Origin of the sequence: Claveliimonas bilis (assembly GCF_030296775.1) — a bacterium.
In the GTDB taxonomy this organism is placed as follows: domain Bacteria; phylum Bacillota; class Clostridia; order Lachnospirales; family Lachnospiraceae; genus Claveliimonas; species Claveliimonas bilis.
Window position 1 is genome coordinate 803872 of the sequence record NZ_AP027742.1, and the last position, 25558, is coordinate 829429.

Annotated in this window: 28 protein-coding genes and 1 tRNA gene; 23 read left to right on the forward strand and 6 right to left on the reverse strand. The window is 44.7% G+C overall.

Annotated elements, in window-relative coordinates; genetic code table 11:
* Positions 1 to 85 precede the first annotated feature (85 nt).
* The 8 genes from selD to R2J37_RS03825 all read left to right on the forward strand — a co-directional run bounded on the left by selD (position 86) and on the right by R2J37_RS03825 (position 8380).
* Positions 86 to 1126, forward strand: a complete 1041-nt coding sequence (selD, locus tag R2J37_RS03790) for a selenide, water dikinase SelD (RefSeq protein WP_230107023.1) — start codon at positions 86 to 88, stop codon at positions 1124 to 1126.
* Between the two features lie 60 nt (positions 1127 to 1186).
* Positions 1187 to 2593, forward strand: a complete 1407-nt coding sequence (gene selA / locus R2J37_RS03795; protein ID WP_316266259.1) for an L-seryl-tRNA(Sec) selenium transferase — start codon at positions 1187 to 1189, stop codon at positions 2591 to 2593.
* Positions 2590 to 4503, forward strand: coding sequence for a selenocysteine-specific translation elongation factor (gene selB / locus R2J37_RS03800; protein ID WP_316266260.1), 1914 nt, complete (start codon positions 2590 to 2592; stop codon positions 4501 to 4503). The genes selA and selB overlap by 4 nt, the downstream gene beginning before the upstream one ends.
* Entirely contained in the window at positions 4503 to 5411 is a 909-nt protein-coding gene (locus R2J37_RS03805; RefSeq protein WP_256194848.1) for a selenium metabolism-associated LysR family transcriptional regulator, read from the forward strand. The genes selB and R2J37_RS03805 overlap by 1 nt, the downstream gene beginning before the upstream one ends.
* A 200-nt stretch (positions 5412 to 5611) precedes the next feature.
* Positions 5612 to 6748 (forward strand): aminotransferase class V-fold PLP-dependent enzyme, encoded by a 1137-nt coding sequence (locus tag R2J37_RS03810; RefSeq protein ID WP_316266261.1) that lies wholly within the window; start codon positions 5612 to 5614, stop codon positions 6746 to 6748.
* Positions 6749 to 6793: 45 nt separating this feature from the next.
* Positions 6794 to 7891 (forward strand): YedE family putative selenium transporter, encoded by a 1098-nt coding sequence (gene yedE / locus R2J37_RS03815; protein WP_256194852.1) that lies wholly within the window; start codon positions 6794 to 6796, stop codon positions 7889 to 7891.
* A 47-nt stretch (positions 7892 to 7938) separates the two neighbouring features.
* On the forward strand, positions 7939 to 8142 hold the full coding sequence (locus R2J37_RS03820; protein ID WP_230107017.1) for a sulfurtransferase TusA family protein: 204 nt from the start codon (positions 7939 to 7941) through the stop codon (positions 8140 to 8142).
* A 1-nt stretch (position 8143) separates the two neighbouring features.
* Positions 8144 to 8380 (forward strand): putative Se/S carrier protein, encoded by a 237-nt coding sequence (locus R2J37_RS03825; RefSeq protein ID WP_230107016.1) that lies wholly within the window; start codon positions 8144 to 8146, stop codon positions 8378 to 8380.
* Between the two features lie 90 nt (positions 8381 to 8470).
* Here the strand turns inward: R2J37_RS03825 and R2J37_RS03830 are convergent, their stop codons facing one another.
* Both R2J37_RS03830 and R2J37_RS03835 read right to left on the reverse strand, forming a co-directional pair.
* Positions 8471 to 9058 carry a TetR/AcrR family transcriptional regulator gene (locus R2J37_RS03830; RefSeq protein ID WP_230107015.1) on the reverse strand — a complete coding sequence of 196 codons (588 nt, stop codon included), beginning with the start codon at positions 9056 to 9058 and terminating at the stop codon, positions 8471 to 8473.
* 136 nt (positions 9059 to 9194) lie between these two features.
* Positions 9195 to 10229 carry a proline racemase family protein gene (locus R2J37_RS03835; RefSeq protein ID WP_316266262.1) on the reverse strand — a complete coding sequence of 345 codons (1035 nt, stop codon included), beginning with the start codon at positions 10227 to 10229 and terminating at the stop codon, positions 9195 to 9197.
* A 308-nt stretch (positions 10230 to 10537) separates the two neighbouring features.
* Here R2J37_RS03835 and R2J37_RS03840 point away from each other — a divergent pair.
* The 8 genes from R2J37_RS03840 (at position 10538) to R2J37_RS03870 (ending at position 16680) form a co-directional block, all read left to right on the forward strand.
* Positions 10538 to 10635, forward strand: a tRNA-Sec gene (locus tag R2J37_RS03840).
* Between the two features lie 161 nt (positions 10636 to 10796).
* Positions 10797 to 12188, forward strand: a complete 1392-nt coding sequence (gene prdC / locus R2J37_RS03845) for a proline reductase-associated electron transfer protein PrdC (protein WP_316266263.1) — start codon at positions 10797 to 10799, stop codon at positions 12186 to 12188.
* 217 nt (positions 12189 to 12405) lie between these two features.
* On the forward strand, positions 12406 to 14259 hold the full coding sequence (gene prdA, locus R2J37_RS03850; RefSeq protein ID WP_316266264.1) for a D-proline reductase (dithiol) proprotein PrdA: 1854 nt from the start codon (positions 12406 to 12408) through the stop codon (positions 14257 to 14259).
* A gap of 14 nt (positions 14260 to 14273) precedes the next feature.
* Positions 14274 to 14576 (forward strand): CBO2463/CBO2479 domain-containing protein, encoded by a 303-nt coding sequence (locus tag R2J37_RS03855; protein ID WP_230107011.1) that lies wholly within the window; start codon positions 14274 to 14276, stop codon positions 14574 to 14576.
* Positions 14573 to 15025 (forward strand): glycine/sarcosine/betaine reductase selenoprotein B family protein, encoded by a 453-nt coding sequence (locus R2J37_RS15310; RefSeq protein ID WP_465221517.1) that lies wholly within the window; start codon positions 14573 to 14575, stop codon positions 15023 to 15025. The genes R2J37_RS03855 and R2J37_RS15310 overlap by 4 nt, the downstream gene beginning before the upstream one ends.
* A gap of 27 nt (positions 15026 to 15052) precedes the next feature.
* Entirely contained in the window at positions 15053 to 15298 is a 246-nt protein-coding gene (locus R2J37_RS15315; RefSeq protein WP_465220971.1) for a hypothetical protein, read from the forward strand.
* Positions 15299 to 15423: 125 nt separating this feature from the next.
* Positions 15424 to 16191 carry a proline reductase cluster protein PrdD gene (gene prdD, locus R2J37_RS03865; RefSeq protein ID WP_230107009.1) on the forward strand — a complete coding sequence of 256 codons (768 nt, stop codon included), beginning with the start codon at positions 15424 to 15426 and terminating at the stop codon, positions 16189 to 16191.
* Between the two features lie 12 nt (positions 16192 to 16203).
* Positions 16204 to 16680: a glycine/sarcosine/betaine reductase component B subunit gene (locus R2J37_RS03870; protein WP_230107008.1), complete on the forward strand. Its 477-nt coding sequence runs from the start codon at positions 16204 to 16206 to the stop codon at positions 16678 to 16680.
* 489 nt (positions 16681 to 17169) lie between these two features.
* Here R2J37_RS03870 and R2J37_RS03875 read toward each other — a convergent pair whose 3' ends face one another.
* From R2J37_RS03875 to R2J37_RS03890, 4 genes are all read right to left on the reverse strand, one after another.
* Positions 17170 to 17709, reverse strand: a complete 540-nt coding sequence (locus tag R2J37_RS03875; RefSeq protein ID WP_230107007.1) for a YcxB family protein — start codon at positions 17707 to 17709, stop codon at positions 17170 to 17172.
* Positions 17710 to 17890: 181 nt separating this feature from the next.
* On the reverse strand, positions 17891 to 18781 hold the full coding sequence (locus R2J37_RS03880; protein WP_316266265.1) for a permease: 891 nt from the start codon (positions 18779 to 18781) through the stop codon (positions 17891 to 17893).
* Between the two features lie 180 nt (positions 18782 to 18961).
* Positions 18962 to 20335 carry a sodium-dependent transporter gene (locus R2J37_RS03885; protein ID WP_316266266.1) on the reverse strand — a complete coding sequence of 458 codons (1374 nt, stop codon included), beginning with the start codon at positions 20333 to 20335 and terminating at the stop codon, positions 18962 to 18964.
* A gap of 246 nt (positions 20336 to 20581) precedes the next feature.
* A complete protein-coding gene (locus tag R2J37_RS03890; RefSeq protein ID WP_230107004.1) occupies positions 20582 to 21454 on the reverse strand; it encodes a LysR family transcriptional regulator in 873 nt (290 codons plus the stop codon).
* 398 nt (positions 21455 to 21852) lie between these two features.
* Here R2J37_RS03890 and rpsJ point away from each other — a divergent pair, with 398 nt between their 5' ends.
* The 7 genes from rpsJ (at position 21853) to rplV (ending at position 25551) form a co-directional block, all read left to right on the forward strand.
* Positions 21853 to 22170, forward strand: a complete 318-nt coding sequence (rpsJ, locus tag R2J37_RS03895) for a 30S ribosomal protein S10 (RefSeq protein ID WP_033124771.1) — start codon at positions 21853 to 21855, stop codon at positions 22168 to 22170.
* 71 nt (positions 22171 to 22241) lie between these two features.
* A complete protein-coding gene (rplC, locus tag R2J37_RS03900) occupies positions 22242 to 22922 on the forward strand; it encodes a 50S ribosomal protein L3 (RefSeq protein ID WP_230107003.1) in 681 nt (226 codons plus the stop codon).
* 27 nt (positions 22923 to 22949) lie between these two features.
* On the forward strand, positions 22950 to 23570 hold the full coding sequence (gene rplD / locus R2J37_RS03905) for a 50S ribosomal protein L4 (RefSeq protein WP_230107002.1): 621 nt from the start codon (positions 22950 to 22952) through the stop codon (positions 23568 to 23570).
* Positions 23570 to 23875, forward strand: a complete 306-nt coding sequence (gene rplW, locus R2J37_RS03910) for a 50S ribosomal protein L23 (RefSeq protein ID WP_230107001.1) — start codon at positions 23570 to 23572, stop codon at positions 23873 to 23875. The genes rplD and rplW overlap by 1 nt, the downstream gene beginning before the upstream one ends.
* Positions 23876 to 23983: 108 nt before the next feature.
* Positions 23984 to 24826, forward strand: coding sequence for a 50S ribosomal protein L2 (gene rplB / locus R2J37_RS03915; RefSeq protein WP_230107000.1), 843 nt, complete (start codon positions 23984 to 23986; stop codon positions 24824 to 24826).
* A 25-nt stretch (positions 24827 to 24851) separates the two neighbouring features.
* Entirely contained in the window at positions 24852 to 25133 is a 282-nt protein-coding gene (gene rpsS / locus R2J37_RS03920) for a 30S ribosomal protein S19 (RefSeq protein WP_230106999.1), read from the forward strand.
* 31 nt (positions 25134 to 25164) lie between these two features.
* A complete protein-coding gene (gene rplV / locus R2J37_RS03925) occupies positions 25165 to 25551 on the forward strand; it encodes a 50S ribosomal protein L22 (RefSeq protein ID WP_004607294.1) in 387 nt (128 codons plus the stop codon).
* Positions 25552 to 25558: the final 7 nt, after the last annotated feature.

Here is a 25558-nt window from a genome sequence, read left to right on the forward strand (position 1 = left end):
TTTTCTTTACCTTTTGCATTATCAGTGATAGACTGAATCTATAAGTGGATAAAGAGCCACAAATCCGTAAAAAGGGGGAAGAAAAATGAAATCAGATGTAAGACTGACAACATTAAGCAAAACATCCGGATGAGCGGCTAAAATTGGTCCGGAGACCCTTGCTCAGGTTCTGGGCAAGCTGCCGAAATTCCAGGATGATAATCTGCTGGTTGGAATCGAGACTTCCGACGATGCAGCAATATATAAGGTAACAGACGATATAGCTATGATTCAGACAGTAGACTTTTTTACGCCGATTGTAGATGATCCTTATATGTTCGGACAGATTGCAGCGGCCAATTCTTTGAGCGATGTGTGGGCCATGGGAGGAGAACCGGCAGTTGCGCTGAATATTGTCGGATTTCCTAATTGTCTGGACCCGGCGATCCTGGGAGATATCCTTGCAGGGGGCGCAGACAAAGTAAAAGAAGCAGGTGCGGTCCTTGTAGGAGGGCATTCCGTGCAGGATGACGAGCCGAAATACGGGCTGTGTGTGTCCGGTTTTGTACATCCGGATAAGATTTTCAAAAATTACGGATGCAGGCCGGGAGATGTGCTGGTATTGACAAAGCAGATCGGAAGCGGCGTCATTAATACTGCCATCAAGGCAGAGATGGCTTCTCCGTCCGCAGTGAAAGAAGCGCAGATGGTTATGGCATCCTTGAACAGGATTGCAAAGCGGGTGACAGAACGGTATCATGTATCCGCATGTACCGACATTACCGGTTTTGGTCTTCTCGGCCATTGTGTGGAGATGGCTGAGGCAAGCGATGTAACCTTTGAGCTTAAAGTAAAGGATATTGCCTATATGGCAGATGCCATTGATTATGCCAAAATGGGACTTGTCCCGGCAGGGACTTATAAAAACAGGGGATACTCCATTGGCAAGGTGGAGACAGGATCTATTGAAGAGTGTTATGTAGATCTTCTGTATGATCCGCAGACATCCGGAGGACTGCTGCTGAGCGTTTCCCCGGATGATGTAGAGGGAATGATGCGTGACTTTGAACATGCCGGTATGGAGACAACTGTATCCATAATCGGAAAAGTGGCGCCAAAAAGCGACAAACTGATCCGCTTATTCTAAATCCCTCTGTAAGATCAGAAATGCTGACAAAAATGTCAGCGGCAACGAGAGGAAAGAAAAATGGATAAAAAAAGTTTATACCGCAGCATACCCAAAGTGGATGTGCTGCTTGCAGATGAGCAGATACAGGGACTGATTGAAACTTACAGCCGTGATACAGTCATGGAGGCAGTGCGTACCCAGACAGACCGTCTGCGCGCCTTTATCGGGACATGCACAGACGAGGGAGAGGCACTCGGTAAGATCAATGCTCTTAAAGATGATGTGGCCCGGGCTGTGAAGTCTCTTCACACGCCCAATATGCGCAAGGTGATAAACGGAACCGGAACGGTTCTTCACACCAATCTGGGAAGGGCGCCGATCTGCGAAGAACATATGAAAAAAGCAGCGGAACTTGTAACAGGATATTCCAATCTGGAATACAATCTGGAAGAAGGGAAGAGGGGAGAGAGATATTCTCATTTTGAAGAGCTTCTCTGCCGTCTGACCGGAGCGGAAGCAGCTATGGCTGTCAACAATAATGCGGCGGCGGTTATGCTGATCTTAAGTTCTCTGGCAAAGGGAGGCGAAGTGATCGTCTCCAGAGGAGAGCTGGTAGAGATTGGCGGAAAATTCCGGATTCCGGATGTGATGGAACAAAGCGGGGCGTCTCTTGTAGAGGTGGGAACAACAAACAAGACGCACTACAGTGACTATGAAGAAGCTGTGACTGAGGAAACAAAAGCTCTTCTGAAAGTTCATACAAGCAATTACCGGATTGTGGGATTTACGGATTCTGTCACTATGGAAGAGCTGCTGCCTTTAGCTAAAGAGCATCATATCCCGCTCATTGAAGATTTGGGAAGCGGCGTTCTGATCGATTTAAGCAAATACGGGCTCACCTATGAGCCTACTGTACAGGATTCCATCGCAAAAGGAGCAGATGTGGTCTGCTTCAGCGGGGACAAGCTTCTTGGAGGCCCGCAGGCAGGCATTATCATCGGGAAAAAGGAATATATCAGCAAGATGAAAAAAAATCAGCTGACAAGAGCGCTTCGGATCGATAAATTTACAGCTGCAGCCCTGGAACTTGTGCTGCAGGAATATTTGTCCGAAGAAAAAGCGCTGCAGCATATCCCGGTGCTGTCCATGATCACACGGAAGCCGGAAGAAGTGAAAAAGGATGCCTCTGCTTTGGTGCGGAAACTGAAAAGGGCACATCTTCCTGCCAGGGTGGAGCTCATATCCTGTCAGTCACAGATCGGGGGAGGTTCTCTTCCGATGGAGAGACTTTCAAGCTATGGGGCAGCGATCCACCCGGAGAAGATCAGTGTGCCGGTATTGGAAGAGAGGATGAGGCATCTGGAAGTTCCGATCATTCCACGGGTTGTAAATGATACCATTCTCATTGACGCCAGAACACTTCAGAAAGGCGACGGTGACCTTCTTGTCCGTCAGCTGAAGGAACAGGAGGTGTTGGAACCGTGAAGCACATTATCATAGGAACAGCCGGACATATCGATCACGGGAAAACGACTCTGATCAAGGCTCTGACCGGAAGAAACACAGACCGGTGGGAAGAAGAGCAGAGACGGGGAATCACCATAGACCTGGGATTTACATGGTTTGACCTGCCGGGAGGAGACCGGGCGGGAATTATTGATGTGCCCGGACATGAACGGTTCATCAACAACATGGTTGCCGGTGTTGTGGGGATGGATATGGTTCTCCTTGTAGTTGCGGCAGATGAAGGGATCATGCCCCAGACAAGAGAACACATGGATATCCTAAGTCTTCTTGGCATTGAAAAAAGTATTATTGTTCTGAATAAATGCGACCTTGTAGACGAAGAGTGGACAGAGCTGGTGGAAGAAGAAATTCGGGAAGAACTGGCAGGAAGCTTTTTGGAAAAAGCGCCGATTGTCCGGGTTTCAGCCGCTACGGGAGCAGGTTTAAAAGAGCTGGTGGATATCATTGAAAAAATAGCGGAGGAAGAGGTGGTGGAAAAGGATACGGCTACCATTCCCCGCCTTCCCATAGACAGGGCTTTTTCCCTGTCCGGTTTCGGGACAATTATCACCGGAACTCTTCTGTCCGGAACGATCACAAAAGAAGATGTCTTGGAAATGTATCCCATCGGGAAGACAAGCAAGATACGAAGCATTCAGGTGCACGGTCAGGATGTGGACAAATGCTATGCCGGTCAGCGGGTTGCCATCAACCTTTCCAATATCAAAAAAAGAGAAATCGGAAGGGGCTGTGTCCTGGCGCCTCCGGGAAGTATGAAAAATACAGACCTTCTGGATGTGAAGATGAATATTCTGGATTCTTCTATGCGGGTGCTGACAAACCATACCAGACTGCATCTTTTTACCGGAACAAGTGAGATCCTTTGTCGTGCCGTCCTTCTGGACAAGGAAGAAATCGGACCGGGCGAGAGCGGCTATGTGCAGCTTAGGCTGGAAGAGGAAATCGCCCTTCGGCGCGGAGATAAGTTTGTTGTACGTTTTTATTCTCCTATGGAAACAATCGGCGGAGGAGTGGTTCTTGAGCCTAATCCTTCCATTCACAGGCGCTTCCAGGAGCCGGTGATCGAAGATCTCAAAAGAAAGGAATCCGGATCCACTGCAGACGTCATTGAAATGCATGTGAAGAATTATAAAGACACGATGATAACCCTGTCAGATCTGGCACGCCTGACAGCTCTCTCCCCGGAAGAAGTGGAGCAGGATATTGAAGAACTGAAAGAACAGGGGCTTATCCGGACATATGCTTTGAAAAAAGATACTTATGTATGGCATGCAGGAGCGGCAAAGGAAGCAGAAGAGATACTTCTGAATGCGCTGAAAAAGTATGAGGCGTCGTATCCTTACCGCTATGGCATGAAAAAGGCGGAGATACATACAAATTATTTCCGCAAGATCAAGCCTAATGTGTTCGATCTCTATATCGGAAGCCTGACGGAAGAAGGGATTCTTGAGAGGGTGGATGAATTTTTATGTACGCCCGGTTATCAGGTAAGAAAAGACACTCTTTATGACAGGGTATCCGCAGCCCTTATGGGCGCCATGGAGAAGGCCGGATTTGACTTTGTGCGTTACAGCGAGATCCCTGTGGGTAGCGTGGATCCTGATGTGGAAGATGATATCCGTAATATTCTGCTGGAAGAGGGCAAGATCGTAAAAGTAACGGATGAGATGTACACCCTTTCTTCTTATATGGAAGAAGCAAAGGAAAAAATCCAGGAAAAACTGAAAGAAGACCCTGTTATCACCATTGCACAGGTGCGTGACATGTTCCAGACCAGCCGTAAAAGCGCAAAACCGATCCTGGAGTATATGGACAGTATTAAAGTTACGAAAAAAACAGGCGGAGAAAGTGAGAGGGTGGCATACTGATGAATTTAAAACAATTAGAGGCATTTGTGGAAGTGGCGGAATCGGAGAGCTTTTCTAAAGCAGCCAAAAAGCTGTTTCTGACCCAGCCTACTGTCAGCGCTCATATTTCTTCACTGGAAAAAGAGCTGGATGTCCGTGTTTTTGTGCGGAATACAAAAGAAGTAGCTCTCTCGGAAGAAGGGCAGAAACTGTATCGGTATGCAAGACAGATACTGGATCTTACAGATGAGATCCGGGAAGAATTTGGGCGGGAGCGCGAAAATGATAAGAAATGTATTGTTATCGCAGCATCTACCATCCCATCTCAGTATCTCCTTCCGGAGATTCTTGCGAAGTTTAATGAGAAGTACCCGGGAGAGCAGATTAAGCTCTCCGAAATGGACAGCGCTCAAGTGGCGGAACAGGTTGCAGCAGGAAAGGCGGATATCGGTTTTACCGGAACTGTGTTGGAAAAGAAACACTGCCAGTACATCCCGTTTTATAAGGACCACCTGGTGATCACTACGCCGGATTTACCGAAATACAGAGAATTGCAGAAAAGAGAAGAAGAGATTTTCTGGATCCAGGATGAAAAAATGATCATGCGTGAGGAAGGATCCGGGACAAGAAAAGAAGCAGAAAAGCAGCTTAGGCATCTGGGAATCCGAACGGAAAGACTGAATATCATTGCGAGTATTGCGAATCAGGAAACGATCAAGAAATCCGTTATGCAGGGAATGGGCATTTCCATTCTTTCCAGCCTGGCAGCTAAAGATGAAGTGGAAGAAGGGCAGATGCTTGCATTTCCGATTCCACAGGCGGATGAGGGAAGAGATATCAACCTGGTGTATAATAAAAACCGGACTCTTTCCAAATCTGCAGAAAGATTTATTAAGGTGGTAAAGTCTATTTATCACATTAAAAAATAGCAGAAGGCAGGGAACAAAGAGATTGCATTTTCCTGCCGGCAGAGAAAGGCAGTATACACACAAATCCAGAATAGAGTATTTATAGAAATTTTCTATAAGGATAGTGTGTGTATTGCTTTTTTTGATTAGACGGAAGAAAATGCAGACGATATAATAAATACGGTATTATGAAAAGGGGAAAGAAAGTTGGTGGCAATCAAGTGATTTATTTAGATAATGCGGCTACAACGATGCAAAAGCCGGAAGAAGTGATTGAAGCGGTTGTACAGGCCATGCATTCTATGGGAAATGCGGGAAGGGGAGCACACAGCGCATCTTTGGAGGCCTCCAGAACTATTTATGATACAAGGGAACTGCTCTGTCGTTTCTTTGGCGGGACAGATCCAAGAAGACTGGTTTTTACAAGTAATTCTACGGAAAGCCTTAATATAGCGATCAAAGGACTTTTTGAGCCGGGAGATCATGTGATCACAACAATGCTGGAACACAATTCGGTTCTGCGGCCTCTGTATGAAATGGAGAAAAGAGGGGTGGAGCTGACGATTATTCCGGCGGACAAAAAAGGTGTGATCGATTACAACGACATAGAAAAGGCAATACGCCCGAATACAAAGGCGGTTGTCTGCACTCATGGATCCAATCTGACAGGAAATCTGGTGGACATTGAAAGGATCGGAAAGATTACCCGTAAGAATGGACTTCTGCTGGTGGTAGATGCGTCGCAGACTGCCGGCGTCTTTCCTATTGATGTGGAAAAAATGCAGATCGATGTTCTTTGTTTTACCGGACATAAGGGGCTTCTTGGTCCCCAGGGTACAGGAGGAATGTATGTGAAAGAGGGCATACAGATAAGACCGCTCAAAAGCGGGGGAAGCGGTGTGCAGACTTACAGTAAAAGCCACCCGGCGGAAATGCCCACAGCGCTGGAGGCGGGAACCATGAACGGCCATGGCATCGCAGGCCTTCATGCAGCTGTAGAATATATCCAAAGAACAGGGATCGATCAGATCAGAAAACGTGAGCAGGAGTGTATGAAGCGGTTCTATGAGGGGGTTATTCAGGTTCCCGGAGTTAAGGTGTACGGGGATTTTGATGATATGAACCGCTGCGCGATTGTATCTTTGAATATCGGAGATTACGATTCTTCAGAAGTCAGTGATGAGCTTCTTACAGAGTATAGAATATCTACAAGACCCGGAGCGCACTGTGCGCCTCTTATGCATGAAGCATTGGGAACAGTAGAACAGGGGGCAGTGAGATTCAGTTTCTCACATTTTACGACTGATGAAGAAGTGGATACGGCTATAAAGGCTATCCGCGAACTGGCAGAAGAATGATCTTTTGATCATTTGCGAAGGAAGAGAGTAAAGGAGGAACACACAATGAATTTGTCAGATTCAAAGAAAAAGCTGGCGCTTGCCGGCGTGGTGTGCGGACTTGTAGCAGCATGTCTGGCGTACTTTGGAAATCCGGCTAATATGGCAATCTGTATTGCCTGCTTTGTCCGGGATACCGCTGGCGCATTGGGAATGCACCAGGCAGAGGTGGTGCAGTATGCACGGCCTGAAATTATAGGAATTGTATTAGGAGCGTTTATCATTTCCGTAGCAACAAAGGAGTATCGCTCTACAGCAGGATCTTCTCCAATGATCCGTTTTGTGTTGGGGATTGTTATTATGATCGGTTCCCTGATCTTTTTAGGGTGTCCGCTTCGTATGGTTATCCGTATGTCTGCAGGCGATTTAAATGCCTGGGTGGCTCTGATCGGTTTTATACTGGGCGTTTCTACCGGAGCGTTTGCCCTGAAGAAAGGATTCAGCCTTGGGCGCGCTCATGAGACACAGAAATCAAGCGGTGTTGTAATGCCGGCTATCATGGTTGGTATCCTGCTTCTTGCAGTGTGCACAACCCTTCTGAAGTCCAGCACAAGCGGACCGGGAAGCATGCATGCGCCTATCATTATTTCTCTGATCGGAGGTCTGATCTTCGGCGCGTTTGCACAGAAATCAAGAATGTGTTTTGCGGGAAGTATAAGAGACGTAGTTCTGATGAAGAATTTTGATCTGCTGACAGTGATCATCGGTTTATTTGTTGTTATGCTTATCTATAATGTGGCTACAGGAAATTTCGTACCTGCATTTGACACACCGGGAATCGTGGCTCATTCAGAGCATATCTGGAATATTCTGGGAATGTATGCGGTGGGATTTGCAGCAGTTCTTGCAGGAGGCTGCCCGCTTCGCCAGCTGATTCTTGCAGGCCAGGGATCATCAGATGCGGCCGTAACTGTACTGGGTCTTTTCTTCGGAGCGGCTCTTTGCCATAATCTTGGACTTGCTTCCAGTGGAACCGCTCTCAATGCAGAAACGAACGAGATCGTTGCAGGTGCCGTAACACCGGCAGGAAAAGTAGCATGTATTATCTGTATTGTAATATGTTTTGTGATTGCTTTTACAAATAAACGTGAGGCCGGAAAATAGTTGGAAAAGTATAAAAAATATGATATTCTGAAAAGGAAGGTAAAAAAATGAAGGAAGTAGATGCAAGAGGTCTTTCCTGTCCGGAACCTTTGATGCTGACAGCAGAAGCGCTGAAAAATGCGTCAGGCCCTGTGAAAGTCCTGGTGTCAGAACCACATCAGAAAATGAATGTGGAAAAGTTTGCAAAGGATCACGGGAAAAAAGCGGTATCCACAGAGAAGGACGGATGCTTTGAAGTAGTGATTGAATAAGATGAGAAAAAAAGAATTAAAGCTAATTGTAACATTTCATACAACAGCAGATGCTATGGCAATGGAAAAAGCATGTAAAGATTCCGGCGCTCCCGGACGCCTGATTCCGGTTCCAAGAGCCATATCGGCCGGGTGCGGTCTGTCATGGTGTGCGGCACTTGAAGACAGAGAAGAGATTCGTTCTGTCATGAAGGCGGCAGGGATAGAAGAAGAAGAACTGCATGAATGTATGGTGTAAACAAAAGAGCTGACAGGAAGGCTGCAGTTTTGCAGTGCCCTCCTGTCAGCTCTTTTGTTTACTGACCGTGATCGTCCGTGCGCATTGACGTTATATTCCGGTTTTGAAATTGTCGAGTACATGAGGCAAAAGACGGTCGCTGTATTTGGTCAGGGAAAATTTCCCTTTGAAAAGAGACCAGTCATACAGCAAAGCCCGCTCATACATGGCATAGATATTCATCAGCTCTTCGGCAGTAGAATTGGGGGCAAACTCCTTATTGTCCAGACCTTCCTGAATGATTTCGGTTACCCATCGGAAATAAAACCGTTTTTTGTCGGACAGAGATTTCTTGTCCTTTGTGATCAGCTGCGAAGAATACAAATAGGCCAGGAGATGAATATCTACACTTGTTTCGATCATGTAAAACAGTTCGTGGTTTAGAAAGAGAAGCTTATCATATGCGGACAAATCAGGATCTATCACGTTGGAAAGCTCTTCGTATTTCTGGTCAAAAAGATTGGACAGAGTATTCAAAAGGGCTTCTTTTCCTTTGAAATAGTGGTAGAAAGTCCCTTTTGAAGTTTTTGACGCATTGATGATTTCCTCTACAGTAGTATTGTCATAGCCGTTTTTGTAAAAAAGGTTCCACGCTGCTTTTACAATACGGCTTTTTGTTGACTGTCTTTTTTTGGCCACTTTTTTCATTCCCTTCAACATGACGGCAGAATACATAAATCTGCTCCGCGAGTGTACTGTTGGTTACATTTTAGATGAATAAAAAAGAGCGGTGATGAACCGCTCTTTTTTAACTTTCCAATAAAGCCGGAAGTAATTATCCAACCTGGAAGCCGTATTTCAACGGATCTGTTGGGTCGATCAGGTATGTAGCAACACCTGTCAGGTATGCGCTTCCTGTGATCATTGGGATAACAGCATCGAAATCGCCAACTTTTGTTGTTTCTTTGATGCGTCCTTTGAAGAGGCTTCCCATAAAGCTTTCGTAAACGAACTCTTCTCCGACTTTGATCTCTCCCCAGTGATGAAGAGTAGCAAGTTTAGCACTTGTACCTGTTCCACATGGTGAACGGTCAGCCATAGCATCACCGAAGATAACAACGTTTCTCAAGTTTGCTTTGTCCGGATTTGGTGTCGGACCATAAAATTCAACAAGGTCTACTGTGTCGATGTCAAGCTCTGGGTGCTTAACAGGGATTGTTTTGTTGATTTCATCCAACATTTTCATTCCGAGAGCTGTGTATGCCGGAACGGATTTTGCATTGATTTCCCCAATATCAAGTTTTGTTGTGTCAACCAGTGCGAAGAAGCTTCCGCCGAAGGAAATTGTAAATTCGATCTCTTTTCCGTCGATGGTAACTTTCTGGTTTTCTTTGTAAACGAAAGCCGGTACGTTTGTAAGTGTAACACTTTCAACTTTTCCGTCTTTTACAACTGCAGTTGTACGGATCAGTCCTGCAGGAGCTTCCAGAACAACTTCGTTTTCGCCTTCGTGAGATTCAACGAATCCAGCCTCGATAGCTACTGTTACAGCACCGATTGTACAATGTCCGCACATGTTCAGGTATCCGCCTGTATCCATGAACATAACGCCGAAGGAAGCTTCCGGATTTACAGGTTTGCACAGGAAAGCTCCGAACATATCATGATGTCCTCTTGGCTCAAACATAAGAGCAGTACGAACATCGTCATAATTTTTCTCCATCCATTTTTTCTTTTCAATCATTGTGTTGCCTTCCGGCTCCGGGAAACCACCATATACGATACGGCAGAACTCTCCCTCTGTGTGGGCATCAACAACCTGAAGCTGGCCCTCGAAGCGATCGAAGTTAACGTTAGCTTTTAACTCCATATCTAATACCTCCTTAAAATATAAATGTTTTTCTTCTTATAGAGAGAATCTATAAGTTTTTATAAAAACACGCCGGAAATCCCCATGTTCCCGTTGTGTCTTATACAGAAAAAGACATAAAAATGACATAAAATTAACGATTAGACCGTATTCTAGTCCCTCGTCTAGTATGCCGTTCAGTTTATATTAACTATTATGGAGTAAAAGCCTTGAAAAGTCAATGTTTTTTTGATAATATAAAAGTGTTCAAAAAAGGCTTGAATTATAGAGAAACCTGTGCTATTGTTAAGTGGCGCGAAAGTGAATATGGGGGTAGTTGGGTGACTGGTGTGCCCCCTGGTCTTCAAAACCAGTGTTGGGCGTTAGGAGCGTCCTGGGTGGGTTCGATTCCCACATGCCTCCGCCAGAAAAATAACAATATTCTGTTAAAAATATCGCAGAATTTTGATTTGAGAATTTATAGATAAAAACTATCAGTTTCTGCTTTTTGAAATGAAAAGGTAAGTAAATAGAATTGGTGGAATCCAATCTGTTTTTGCTTAAAAAAGAAAAAAGGAGAAGAATGTCATGGGAAACGTACAGATTTTATTGCGTCAGCATGTAGGAGCACCTTGTGAAGCAATCGTAAAAGCTGGGGACAAGGTGGAAAAAGGTACTCTCATCGCTACTCCGACTGGACTTGGGGCAAACATTTTTTCCAGTGTTTACGGTGTGGTAGAAGAAGTGACAGCTGACAGCATCATCATCAAACCAGATGATGAGCAGAAAGATGAATTTGTTCCTATCAAGGAAGGAACAAAACTGGAAATGGTAAAAGAGGCCGGAATTGTGGGAATGGGCGGAGCTGGATTCCCGACAGGCGTAAAACTGAACATTAACCTGGCAGAAACACCGATGGCTGAACTGGATCCGGAGATCAATCCGGAGCTTCCGGCAGATTTTAAACTGGAGCACAGCTATATTTTGGTAAATGCTGCAGAGTGTGAGCCGGGACTGGAACATAATATCCAGCAGCTGGAACAGCAGACGGACAAAGTGATCCGCGGCGTAAAATACTGTATGGAGATTACACATGCAGATAAAGCAATCTTTGCAATTAAGAAGAAACACCACAACGCGATCAAGATTTTGGATGCAGCTTTAAAGAGCGAACCGGATATTTCCATTCATATGCTTGCAGACATCTACCCAATGGGAGAGGAACGTGCAGTTGTAAGAGAGTGCCTTGGCGTAAACTTAACAACAACACAGCTTCCTTCCGCTGCAAGATCTGTTGTTGTAAATCTTGAAACAGCAGCAAAGGTTGCAGAGGCTATTGATGAAAGAAAACCTTGCATCAGCAAGAATATGACAGTACGTGGAAAACTGAACGGCGGAAATGGAGCTCATGTATTCATGGATGTGCCGATCGGTGTCAGCGTAGGAGAGATGATCGAAAAAGCCGGCGGTATTGACGGTGTATATGGAGAGATCATTATGGGAGGAGCATTCACAGGTAAATCTACAGATCTGGATGCACCTACTACAAAGACAACAGGAGGAATCCTGGTAACAGGAGAATTTCCGGATCTTCACGGTGCAAATGTGGGAATCCTTGTCTGTGCATGCGGCGGAAGCGAAGAGCGTATGCGTGAGATCGCTGCCAAGATGAACGGAAACGTTGTATCTGTATGCAAATGTAAACAGGCAATTGAAAACAAACCGGGTGCACCGCTGAAGTGCTTAAGACCAGGCAACTGTCCTGGACAGGTAAAGAACAACCTGCAGTTTAAAAAGGATAATTGTGAATATATTATTATTGGTAACTGCTCTGACTGTTCCAACACCGTTATGGCGTCAGCACCTAAGATGGGTCTGAAAGTATTCCATCAGACTGACCATGTAATGAGAACAATCGGACATCCTCTTTACAGAACCCTGAAGATTTCCAAAGAGGTAAGCCAGGAGATTGATTTTTAAAGATTTTTAAGAAGTACAGGTATTACTGCCGCGGGCAGGGTCTGTGGAAGACCCCCGATTCTTTCACAGGCTTATGAAAAGATTGAGAGGTATTTTCTCTGCCGGCGGTTGTATATATACACCTTTGTCCGTGCAATGCGCGGATGGAACAATCTGGATTATTCTCTGAATTTAAAAGAGAGATTCAGAAGTAACAAAAACAAGGAGGGAAAACAATATGTCAATCACAGCTGAAACAGCTAAAGAACATGCTCATGATCCTGCGGTATTGTGTTGCAGAGCCGAAGGCGGCATTACAATCGAACCAGCTAATCTGGAAGATCCGGCAATCTTTGACGATCTTGTAGATTCAGGATTATTGAACCTGGATGGTTGCCTGACCATCGAAGAAGTTTTAGGTGCAAAATTGAAAGAAACATGCGATTCTCTTTGCCCACTTACTGCTGATAAGGTAGAGGGAGCAAAAGCTCCGACAGCACCGGCAGCAGAGGAAGAACCAGAAGAGGAAGCAGCAGCACCTGCACCTGCAGCACCAGTTGCAGCAGCACCGGTAGCAGGAGGAACATTAAAAATCCATATCGGAGAAGGAAAAGACATTGATCTTGAGATCCCGGTAGGAGCTCTTGGAGCAGGCGGAGCAGCAGCTGTACCGGTACCGGCAGGCGCAGAAGCAGCAGTTGCAGGCGCAGCACCGGCAGCAGCTGAAGAAGAGAAGGTTGTTAGAAGCCTGACAAGAAAACATTACACAATCACAGAGGTTAAGAGAGGACCGGAGACAAAGATCGAAGGAACAACTCTTTACATCCGTGAAGGAATCGAAGCAGATGTTATCGCAGATCAGGAACTTGTAAAAGATTTCCATCTGGAGATCATTACTCCTGACAAATATCACACATATTCTGAGACAATTATGGATGTTCAGCCGATCGCTACAAAAGAAGGCGATTCTGACCTTGGAACAGGTGTGACAAGAGTTCTGGACGGCGTTGTTATGATGCTGACAGGTACAGATGAAGGCGGAGTTCAGATCGGTGAATTCGGATCATCTGAAGGATACCTGGATGAGAACATTATGTGGAATCGTCCAAGCTGCCCGGATAAAGGCGAGATCTTTATCAAAGGTAACATCGTAATTCAGGAAAAGACAAACATGGAGCGCCGTGGACCTATGGCTGCACATACAGCTTTTGATATCATCACACAGGAAATCCGTGAAGTCATGAAAGAACTGGATGACAGCCTTGTTGCAGATACAGAAGAACTGAAACAGGTTCGCCGTCCTGGAAAGAAGAAAGTTGTTATCGTTAAAGAGATCATGGGACAGGGAGCTATGCATGACAACTTCATCCTTCCGGTAGAGCCGGTTGGTGTTCTTGGAGCAAGAGCTAACGTTGACTTAGGAAACGTACCTGTTTGTGTATCTCCATTGGAAGTTCTTGATGGATGTATCCACGCACTGACATGTATCGGACCTGCATCTAAAGAGATGTCCAGACATTACTGGAGAGAGCCATTGGTTCTTGAGGCTCTTCATGATCCGGAAGTTGACCTTTGCGGCGTTGTATTCGTAGGAAGCCCACAGATCAATGCTGAAAAATTCTATGTATCCAAACGTGTTGGACACACAGTAGAGATGATGGATGCTGACGGAGCTTTCGTTACAACAGAAGGTTTCGGAAACAACCACATCGACTTTGCAAGCCATATCGAGCAGATCGGTATGAGAGGAATCCCGGTAGTAGGTATGTCCTACTGTGCAGTACAGGGTGCTCTCGTTGTTGGTAACAAGTACATGAACTACATGGTTGACAACAACAAATCAGAGTCCGGTATTGAGAACGAGGTTCTTGGATGCAATACTCTTTGTGAAGAGGATGCAATCCGTGCACTTGCAATGCTGAAGACAGCTATGGCTGGCGAAGAAGTGAAAGCTGCAGAGAAGAAGTGGAATCCGAACGTTAAATCTACAAACGTAGAGCTGATCGAAGCTGCATACGGCAAGAAAGTAGATCTCGTTGAAAACGAGCAGTCTCTGCCGATGAGCCAGAAACGTAAGGAAAAATACGACTAATCTGAGGCGGTTCAATGAATAACGAACGTTTGCATTATGGTGACAAGATCATTTACATGGAGGGTGTCGTTGTTGATGTTGATGATTGCAGCATCAGCGTAGACCTGAAAGGAAGGCTTGGTTTCTTAAAAGCCCCGAAGCGGATGTTTATCTGCGACACTGAACCCAAAGTAGGACAGGAAGTCGGATGGAACATGAGCTTCCCGGAGCAGCTGGGCCCGGAAATAAATGAGAAATATGTCAGCAATATAGAAAAAGAACGGCGCAAACAAGAAGAAATGCGCGGGCAAATGGATAATAAGGAGGTTTCAAAATGAGTTTAACGGTTGTTAAAGGTTTACAATCTGAAATTTTCGTTCCTATTACTCCTCCGGCTGTATGGACTCCTGTAACAAAAGAGCTGAAAGATATGTCTATCGCTCTTGCAACAGCTGCTGGTGTTCATAAGAAAGATCAGGAAAGATTCAATCTTGCTGGTGACTTCACATGGAGAAAAATAGAGAACACAACACCATCCAGTGAGCTGATGGTTTCACACGGTGGATACGACAACAGTGATGTTAACAAAGACATCAACTGTATGTTCCCGATCGACAGAATCCACGAATTAGCTGCAGAAGGATTTATCAGAGCTTGTGCTCCGGTTCATGCAGGATTCATGGGCGGCGGCGGAAACCAGGAAAAATTCAAAGGTGAAACTGGTCCGGCCATCGCACAGATGTTCAAAGAAGAGGACGTAGATGCAGTTGTCCTCACAGCTGGATGAGGTACCTGCCACCGCTCTGCAGTATTGGTGCAGAGAGCGATTGAAGAAGCTGGAATCCCAACAATTATTATTGCAGCTCTTCCTCCGGTTGTTCGTCAGACCGGTACACCTCGTGCGGTAGCTCCGTTGGTACCTATGGGTGCTAATGCGGGTGGTCCTCACAACGTAGAACAGCAGACACAGATTGTGAAAGCTACACTTGAGCAGTTAGTAAAGATTTCCACACCTGGAACAATCGTACCGCTGCCATACGAATATGTTGCTAAGATCTAATATCGGTCTGATATTAATGACAGGCACAATATAATATTCAATATGTGGGCAGATGTATTTATACATCTGCCCTTTTTAAAAATAGCGTCAGGCCTATAATCGGCGCTGCTATTGGAGGTGAAACGATGGTAGGAAATGAGACAGACTTAAGACGCCTGGTGATCAAGGCATTCCATATGACAGATGTGGAATGGGGCGAGCATAATGACATTAATGTAGATGGACATATGACTGTCAGTAAAGAGATGATCGATCAGCTTGTAGCTGAAGAGGAACATATTGAGAAGATCGATATCCAGATCATCAAACCGGGCGACCACGACAGATGGACGAATACGATCATGGATATCATTCCGATTTCTACAAAAGTTTTAGGGAAGATCGGAGAAGGTATTACACATACAATTACGGGAGTCTATGTGATGCTGACAGGGGTTGATACTGTCGGAAAGCAGACTCATGAGTTCGGTTCTTCAGAAGGAAATCTGAAGGAGCAGCTTTATCTGAATCGTGCAGGTACACCGGGAGATAATGATTACATTATTTCTTTCGACGTTACATTGAAAGAGGGTATGGGACAGGAACGTCCGGGCCCGACGGCAGCACACAGAGCATGTGATAAATTTATCCAGTCTTATCGTGATAAGCTGAAAAAATTCAAGGGCGACAAGTGTACGGAGCGTCACGAATATCATGATGTAGTAAGACCTGGGAAAAAGAGAGTACTTATTGTAAAACAGGTAGCCGGACAGGGAGCAATGTATGATACTCATTTGTTTGCAAAAGAACCTTCCGGAGTAGAAGGCGGACGTTCTATTATTGATATGGGCAATATGCCGATACTTGTTACGCCAAATGAGTACCGGGACGGAATTATCCGTTCCATGCAGTAGGAGGTGAATGGTATGGGTATTGGACCGTCAACAAAAGAAACATCTCTTCATCATTTCAGGGATCCACTGCTGGACGTTGTATCCAGTGACACTGATCTTGACCTGATGGGAATCATTATTGTAGGGACACCGGACGACAATGAGGACAAGATGCTGGTGGGAACAAGAACTGCTGTCTGGGCAGAAGCGATGCGTGCCGATGGCGTTATCATTTCCTCTGATGGCTGGGGAAACAGCGATGTTGATTTTACAAATACATGTGAGCAGCTGGGGACCCGCGGGATTGCAGTGACAGGACTGAATTTCAGCGGAACGGTAGCACAGTTTGTTGTAACAAATGACTATCTGGATGGAATTGTGGATATTAACAAGAGCGCAGATGGAACTGAGACAAATGTAGTTGGAGAAAATAATGTAGTAGAACTTGACTGCAGGAAGGCAACAGCGCTCCTTAAGCTGAAAATGCGAAAAATGGAAGAAAAGAGATAGCTGTGATTTTTATTATCGTGCAGCTTGAAGAATAAATCTTCATAAAAGAAAAGGCACGACATAAACTTATGTCGTGCCCTTTCTTTTTGGTATGTCATTGAGAGGTTTTTCCTCGTTGCATTGCAGTTTTGTATATATACAAAGCTGGGGAAGATCTCCTGTTGGAGAAAAGTATATATAAATTGTAGTTACCCGGGCAGGAACGCTCTTGGGGAAAACGTTCGGCCCTGGATTAACTGCAATAGCAACCATTGCTATCATCTTAAACAGCCCTACTTTAAAAATATAGCAGTCTCATCCCTTTGGGAGACCGCCTTTGCTCTCGTTGTTGTTTAAGATGGTTATAATATAGCACCAGTTTTTTTGTGTGTCAAGATTAAAAAGTGTGATTTTGCATAATTTTGCAAAAAAGTATATAAAAATAAATCCACTGCAGGACAAACTTCTTGTAATGCAGTGGATTTTTGATTTTAAAACGGAGAAAAACCGTTACTTATTAAAGGCTGGAGCAATGGGAACCTGCTCGATTTCGGGATGTACATTTAACATCCATTCTTTAAAGCTGTCGGCATTGCCTTCAGTGAAACATTCCTTGTCCAGCATAACACCCTCCACACCGTCGGGTGATGTCAGCTTGAAATAGGTTTTGGCCTCTTCCAGTTTTTTGATGTCGGACCATTCTACCCGGTTGTTCAGTTTCCCGTTGATATGAAGAGAAATATCCTTGTCTCTGACAATGACTTTGCATAACCAGTCTTTCTCATTAAAATATTTCTGCCTGGTGAGACGGAATGTTTTGTCGGCGTGCATCCAATGGAAAAAAACGCCCCGGTAAACGGCAACAAAAATCAGGAAAGCGCCGATTGTCTGCCATCTTGCGGAAACGTTTACTTTATCGAAATAGATCCACCCGAATACTCCGGCAGCAAAGAGGACGAGATACAGATAGAAAGTGCGCAGCCTCCAGAATTTTGGAGTGGCCCACTTATCATAACGTTTTCTGTCCATTGTATACTCATTGATAAACATAATTTATTCTCCGTATTTTGTAAGTCCTATTTTTATAATACATTTTCATAGTCTTTCTTTGCAAAAGCGGTATCTTTTTACAAAGAAAGAGCACAGATTTTTAGTATATAAATGGCCGTCCCTGGGGATGGCCATTTATAAAGATCATATGTAGAATTTCTTCTTGTTCTATCTGTCTTATTTAAGCAACTCCCGCTTTTTTGTCCTTTACAGCTGCACTGATCAGTGTATAGGAAGTCCACAGAAGAACAACACAAACCAGGTTGATCAGCCAGAACATCGGAAGAGATGTAACAAGTTTCCATGCAATGAATACACCGATACATCCGCCGATTGCGTTACCAACTGTGTGAGGAACATCGTAACGTTTGGTCTTGATAAACTCGATAGAGCAAGCCGGCATCAGACATGCACAGGATCCCATGAATACTGGGAAAGCTGCAGTTGCATCAACACCGAGCAGAAGGCAGGTAGCCATACAAGGTGCATACAGACCGAAACCGATATCCATCAGAGCGCCCCACAGGATGTTAAGACCTGCAGCTACGATCAACTGCCAGCCAGTCAGTGTTGTAGCAGTTCCTACAATACCGAACGGTCCCCATCCGGTGTTTTTGCAAAGCATGATGATTGCAAGTGGAATCATTATAACTCCAAGAGCCCAGCGGATCTTGTTACGAGGCCATTTTGTAACGATTGTTGCGAATCCAAAGGAACCAACAGCAGCACATACATACATGATCAAAAGGAACATAGGATCAACATCTACAGAAGCTGTGAAAATGAATGCCTCGAAGATAACCGGGAAGGTATCACCAACATTCAGAGTTCCAGGGATGTTGATATCATCAATCTGGTTAAATAATTTATACATGAATGTGGATGGTGCATAGGAACCACATCCAAGAGTGTCAAGGAAGTTAGCGATAATACCTACAGCGAAACCGGATGCCCACTGTTTGCCGGTAGCGTTCTTGAGTTCATCCATACGGTTCTTTCCGATATCGACGATAAGTCCGATACCTGTTCCGGCTGCCAGAACGCCGAATAAAATCTGAAGAAACAGTAACATAAAATTTTCCTCCAATCTCTAGATAAATAAATACTATAACTTTTACAGAGATGCCACCCCGATTTGACATCTCCATGTAAACTTAATTTACCATTTTGACAAAAAAAAGTCAATACTTTAAGCATAGAAAGAGAGAAATCATTGTAGAAAATGAACAATGATTTCTCTGTGGTTCCATGTTTATTTGATAAATCCGAAAACAGTAAGGAGAATGACGATCATGAAGATAGGTACGACGGCAACGGTCAATATCTTATTGTAAAGAGTGACGCGGCCGAATTTTCCGTCATTCGTTACTTCTTTTTCGTAGTTTTTAAATCCCCAGACTTTAGCGATAAATACACATACCAGAATACAGCCGATCGGCATCAGGAGATATGCGGTGAAGGTGTCCAGCCAGTCATAGATTCCCAGCATTCCCAGGCCGTTAGCGTCCAACCATGGAAGTTTTACATTGCTTAAAAGACCAAATCCCAGGGAAACAAAGACGTTCCCGATCGCGATGATAACAGCTGTCAGGATTGTTGCGTTGCGGCGTCCCATTTTCCGGTTGTCCTCAAAGGTGCGGATCGAAATTTCGAAGAAGCTGAACAGAGAGGAAATTACCGCAAAAAGGATGGCCAGGAAGAAACATACGCCGATGATCCTGCCGCCAGGCAGCTTTTCAAAAATATCAGTCATTACATTAAATACAAGGCTCGGACCTGCGGATTCGATATCCACGCCGCCGGAAAAGGCAGAGGGGACAACGACAAATCCTGCCAGGATCGCTGCGGCGGTATCAAAAGTGGAAACCATGATCGCGTCGCTTTTCAGGTTGTTCTCTTTTGGAATGTTGGCGCCAAGGGTTACATACAGTCCCCAGCCGATTCCGACTGAGAAGAGAACTTGTGTAGCCGCCTGGGCGAAGGTAGTAAAGCTGAATTTGCTGAAATCAGGAAGAAGATAATATTTTACTCCTTCGATAGCATTTTCATTTACAGCCAGTGCCCATATGCTGCAGATGATCAGTAAGGCGAAAAGTACAGGCATCATAACTTTGGCGATTTTTTCCACTGTATTTGTGATCCCGAAATACAGCATAATGGACACAAATAAAAGGATAAGCGCAGCCCAGATCAAAGGTTCGATAGTAGAGGAAGTGAAAGTGTCAAAATAAACCTGTTTGTCGGAACCGAAATCTCCGCTGACTATGTATTGGAAAGCGTATTTTGCCACCCAGCCGCCGACAACGACATAATACATATTTATCATAAGGGTACAGACATTGGCGATCCAGCCGGCGATTCCCCACTTTTTGTTGATGCGCTGGAAAGCGGTAACGGCATCTTTGCCGGTATGGCGCCCTATGGCAGTCTCCATCTCTACCATGGGGTGCCCCATCAGTGCTACAACGATGATGTAGACTACTAAGAAAACACCGCCGCCTCCCTGATAGGCAAGGTACGGAAATCTCCAAATATTTCCCAGGCCGATAGCCGCGCCGGCGGCTACCATGAGATAACCGAAGCGGGAGCCCCATTGACGAGTTTCAGAGTTTGTTTGATTGCTCATAAATACGCATCCTTTCCTACGGGGTGTTTTTCTAATGAGTATATCGATATTGTCCGCCCCTTGATATGAGAAGATTTAAAAGCAGGAAAGCGCTCGTCACAAACAGTGAGAGCGCCTTCATTAGTTTAATCCTCTTCTTTAGTATATCGATACCGGGAGTATAAGTCAATAAAAAGCATTAAAAAAACTAATGGAAACATTAAAAAATATAATGAAAAATAGTTTTTATATGCTGGATTGCGTAAATCAGTCATCCAGCAGAAAATCTTTTGCATATTCTAAAAATGCCCTGCAGGCCGGCGAAAGGTCATCGGGAGAAGAGTAAGCCAGTCCCAGCTGCCGGGAAACGGCCGGGGTGATATGCCGGGTTACAAAGTTCCCGTTTTGGCCACGCAGCAAGAGTCCTGGAAGGATCGTGATACCGAGATTTTGCTCTACCATAGAAAGAACAGAGAATTCGTTGATAGAGACAAAACGAATGTCAGGTCTGATGTTGTGTTCTTTCAGGACGCGGTGCACATCACTTCCGGGGGCATACTCTGTGATGACAAAGGGAGCTCCGTTCAGCTTTTCTATAGGAAGCGGATCGTAAGCGGACAGGGGATGACCGGAGGGCAGAACAGCCAGCAGCTCGTCATCCAGAGCAGGGAGAAAATGGTAATGGTGACCGGGCTGATAACTGAGAAAGCCGATGTCAACGCGGCGTTCTTGGATCCAGTCGGCCAGCTCTCCTTCCAGGCCTTCTGTAATTTTGAACAATATATCGGGATGGCTGCGCTGGAAAGCCTGTATGATCCGTGGGATCCAGTGGATAGAGCAGCTCAGATAAGTCCCGATCGTAATGGTGCCGGTCTGGGCACCTTTCAAAGATGCGATTTCCTGGCGTACGACTTCGTCGGCATTTAAAAGAGCGCGTACGGCTGGAATGAGTGACTGTGCTTCCCGGGTGAGGGCAGTCCCGCTTTTATCCTTGATAAAAAGAGACAATCCCACTTCCTTTTCCAATGCTTTCATCATCTGGGTTATGCCGGACTGTGTATAGCCAAGCACCTCGCCTGCCCTTGTAAAACTGCCGTAATCATCTACGGCCAGCATAACCTTCCATCTTTTGATATTCATAAAATTCCTCATTTCTGTTGCTTCATATTATATATAGTGTAAAATATAAAGGTGTTTGCTTTCTATGATAATAAATAGTAACGGACACCGAGAAAAAATACAAGGAAAATAAAAAAAATACTTGAAAACCGGAAATATATCATATATAATGAAAAAGCTGTGACATGATAGCTGTGAAGCGTGAGGTTGCTGCCGAAGCAAAAACATAAGCCAGGCAGGTTTTCCGTGGAGCGAATGTCAAGTTAGGAAACTGGCGACAAGTCACTGTACGAAACTACTATAACAGCTGCTGAAATGCAGTAACAACGTGTGAGTTTCTCACGACACACACGGGAGAGTGTACAGTCACCGCTTGTCGTACTGAAGTGAAAAAGTACGAAAAGGAGGCGACTTTTTTTATGGCAAGTCAAGTAATGAGAATCACATTGAAAGCGTATGATCATCAGCTTGTTGATGCATCCGCAAAGAAAATCATCGAAACTGTAAAGAAAAATGGAGCGAAGGTGAGCGGACCTGTACCGCTTCCGACAAAGAAGGAAGTAGTGACAATCCTTAGAGCTGTTCACAAATACAAAGACTCCAGAGAACAGTTTGAGCAGAGAACTCATAAAAGACTGATTGATATCATTACGCCGACCCAGAAGACAGTAGATGCTCTGTCAAGACTGGAAATGCCGGCTGGTGTTTATATTGATATCAAAATGAAAAACAAATAAGCAGTATTCCTAAAATTTAGGATGAACGTCAAAAAAAGGCGTTCCGCTGTAAATCACAGGAGGTATTTATAATGAAGAAAGCTATTTTGGCTACAAAAGTTGGAATGACACAGATCTTCAATGAAGACGGCGTTCTGACACCGGTAACTGTGCTTCAGGCTGGACCATGCGTGGTAACACAGGTTAAGACAGTGGAAAACGATGGATACAGCGCAGTGCAGGTTGGATTCATGGATAAGAAAGATAAGATCATCAACAAGGACAAGAGCGGTAAGAAAGAAATCGTTCATCGCCATGGTGTGACAAAAGCAGAGCAGGGACATTTTGCAAAAGCTGGTGTTTCCGGCAAGAGATTTGTAAGAGAGTTCAAGTTTGAGAACGCTGAAGAATATACACTGGCACAGGAAATCAAGGCTGATATCTTTGAGGTTGGTGATAAAGTAGATGCTACAGCAATCTCCAAAGGTAAAGGATTCCAGGGTGCTATCAAGAGACATGGACAGCACAGAGGACCTATGACACACGGTTCCAAATTCCATCGTCATGCAGGTTCCAATGGTGCGGCTTCTGATCCGAGCAAGGTGTTTAAAGGAAAGAAAATGCCTGGACAGATGGGAAACAAGAAGATCACGATCCAGAATCTGGAAGTTGTACGCGTAGATGCTGATAAGAACCTTCTTTTAGTAAAAGGTTCTGTACCGGGACCAAAGAAATCTCTGGTCACAATTAAAGAGACAGTAAAAGCTAACTAGGTTTTACGAGGAAGGAGGAACACTTAGATGGCAAACGTATCTGTTTACAATATCGAAGGTAAAGAAGTTGGTACGATCGATCTGAACGATGCTGTATTTGGTGTGGAAGTAAACGAGCACCTGGTACACATGGCGGTTGTAAGCCAGCTTGCAAATAAACGTCAGGGAACACAGAAAGCAAAGACACGTTCCGAAGTTTCCGGCGGCGGAAGAAAACCATGGAGACAGAAAGGAACCGGTCATGCAAGACAGGGATCCACAAGAGCTCCACAGTGGACAGGAGGCGGAGTTGTATTCGCACCGGTACCGAGAGATTATTCATTCAAAATGAATAAAAAAGAAAAGAGAGCGGCTCTGAAATCTGCTCTGTCTGCAAAAGTTGCAGAGAACAAATTCATTGTGATCGATGAGATCGCTTTTGAAAACTTTAAGACAAAGAATTTTGCAAACGTATTGAAGAACCTGGATGTAAACAAGGCATTAGTCGTATTGGAAGATGGAAATGTAAATGCAGAGATCTCTGCAAGAAATATTGCTGATGTAAAAACTGCAAAGACAAATACAATTAATGTGTACGACATCCTGAAATACAACACAGTGATCACAACAAAGGCTGCTGTTGCTGCAATCGAGGAGGTGTACGCATAATGGCTGATATCAAATATTATGATGTAATCCTTAAACCGGTAATTACAGAAAAGAGCATGGAGCTGATGGGCGAGAAGAAATATACATTCCTTGTTCATACAGATGCTACAAAAAATCAGATTAAAGAAGCTGTTGAGAAAATGTTCGCCGGAACAAAAGTAGAAAGCGTAAACACAATGAACAACGGCGGAAAGAAAAAGAGAGTGCGCGGAACCATGCAGTTCGGTACAACCGCTAAGACAAAGAAAGCGATTGTTCAGCTGACAGAAGAAAGCGCAGATATTGAATTGTTTGAGGGACTGTAAAATTTGCTGAAAGCAAAAACAGTACAGGCGTCCATTCCCCGCCGGGGAAGGGACAAAGCATACGGACAGAAACCGTGATAATAAACAGTATTGAAAGGAGAAGCAATCATGGGAATCAAAACCTATAACCCATATACGCCTTCCAGAAGACAGATGACTGGATCTGATTTCTCTGAAATCACAAAAACAACTCCAGAAAAGTCTCTGCTTGTTTCCAAAAGCAGCCAGGCAGGACGTAATAACCAGGGAAAAATTACAGTAAGACACCGCGGAGGCGGAGTTAAGAAAAAATATAGAATCATCGACTTCAAGAGAAGAAAAGATGGTGTTGCAGCAACAGTATTAGGAATCGAGTATGATCCGAACAGATCTGCAAATATCGCTCTGATCTGCTACGAGGATGGAGAAAAAGCATACATCCTGGCACCGCAGGGATTGACAGACGGTATGAAAGTCATGAACGGACCGGAAGCAGAGGTAAGAGTAGGAAACTGCCTGCCGCTTTCAGAAATTCCGGTTGGTACACAGATTCACAACATTGAGCTGTATCCTGGAAAAGGCGGACAGTTGGTACGTTCCGCTGGAAACAGTGCACAGCTGATGGCAAAAGAAGGAAAATACGCAACTTTAAGACTTCCATCTGGTGAAATGAGAATGGTTCCGATCATCTGCCGTGCATCTATCGGTGTGGTAGGAAACGGAGATCACAACCTGATCAACATCGGTAAAGCAGGACGTAAGCGTCACATGGGTATCCGCCCGACAGTACGTGGTTCTGTTATGAACCCGAACGACCATCCGCACGGTGGTGGTGAAGGTAAGACTGGTATCGGACGTCCGGGTCCGTGTACACCTTGGGGCAAACCTGCTCTTGGACTTAAGACCCGCAAGAAGAACAAACAGTCTAACAAGCTGATCGTAAGAAGACGTGACGGTAAAGGAATCAAATAAATAGTTTCACAAGGAGGTAGAACTAATGGCTCGTTCACTTAAAAAAGGACCATTCGCAGACGCAAGCCTGCTGAAGAAGATTGATGCAATGAACGCATCCGGAGACAAGGCCGTTGTTAAGACATGGTCTCGCCGTTCTACAATCTTCCCGAGCATGGTTGGCCATACAATCGCTGTACATGACGGAAGAAAGCATGTGCCGGTATATGTAACGGAAGATATGGTTGGACACAAACTGGGAGAGTTTGTTGCAACAAGAACATACAGAGGACACGGAAAAGACGATAAGAAATCTAAAGTCAGATAAATAAAGACGTATTTGAAAGGAGGGTTCATCCATGGCAAAAGGACATAGATCCCAAATCAAGAGAGAGAGAAATGCTAACAAGGACACAAGACCTTCAGCAAAGTTGTCTTACGCAAGGGTTTCTGTTCAGAAAGCATGTTTCGTATTAGATGCCATCAGAGGTAAGGATGTAACAACAGCACTTGGTATTTTGACATACAATCCAAGATATGCTTCAAGCTTAATAAAGAAATTATTAGAGTCAGCAATCGCAAACGCTGAGAACAACAACGGAATGAATGCTGAAAACCTTTATATTGCAGAGGCTTATGCAAATAAAGGACCAACAATGAAGAGAATCAGACCTAGAGCACAGGGAAGGGCATACAGGATCGAAAAGAGAATGAGCCATATTACACTTGTGCTTGATGAAAGATAAGGAGGGC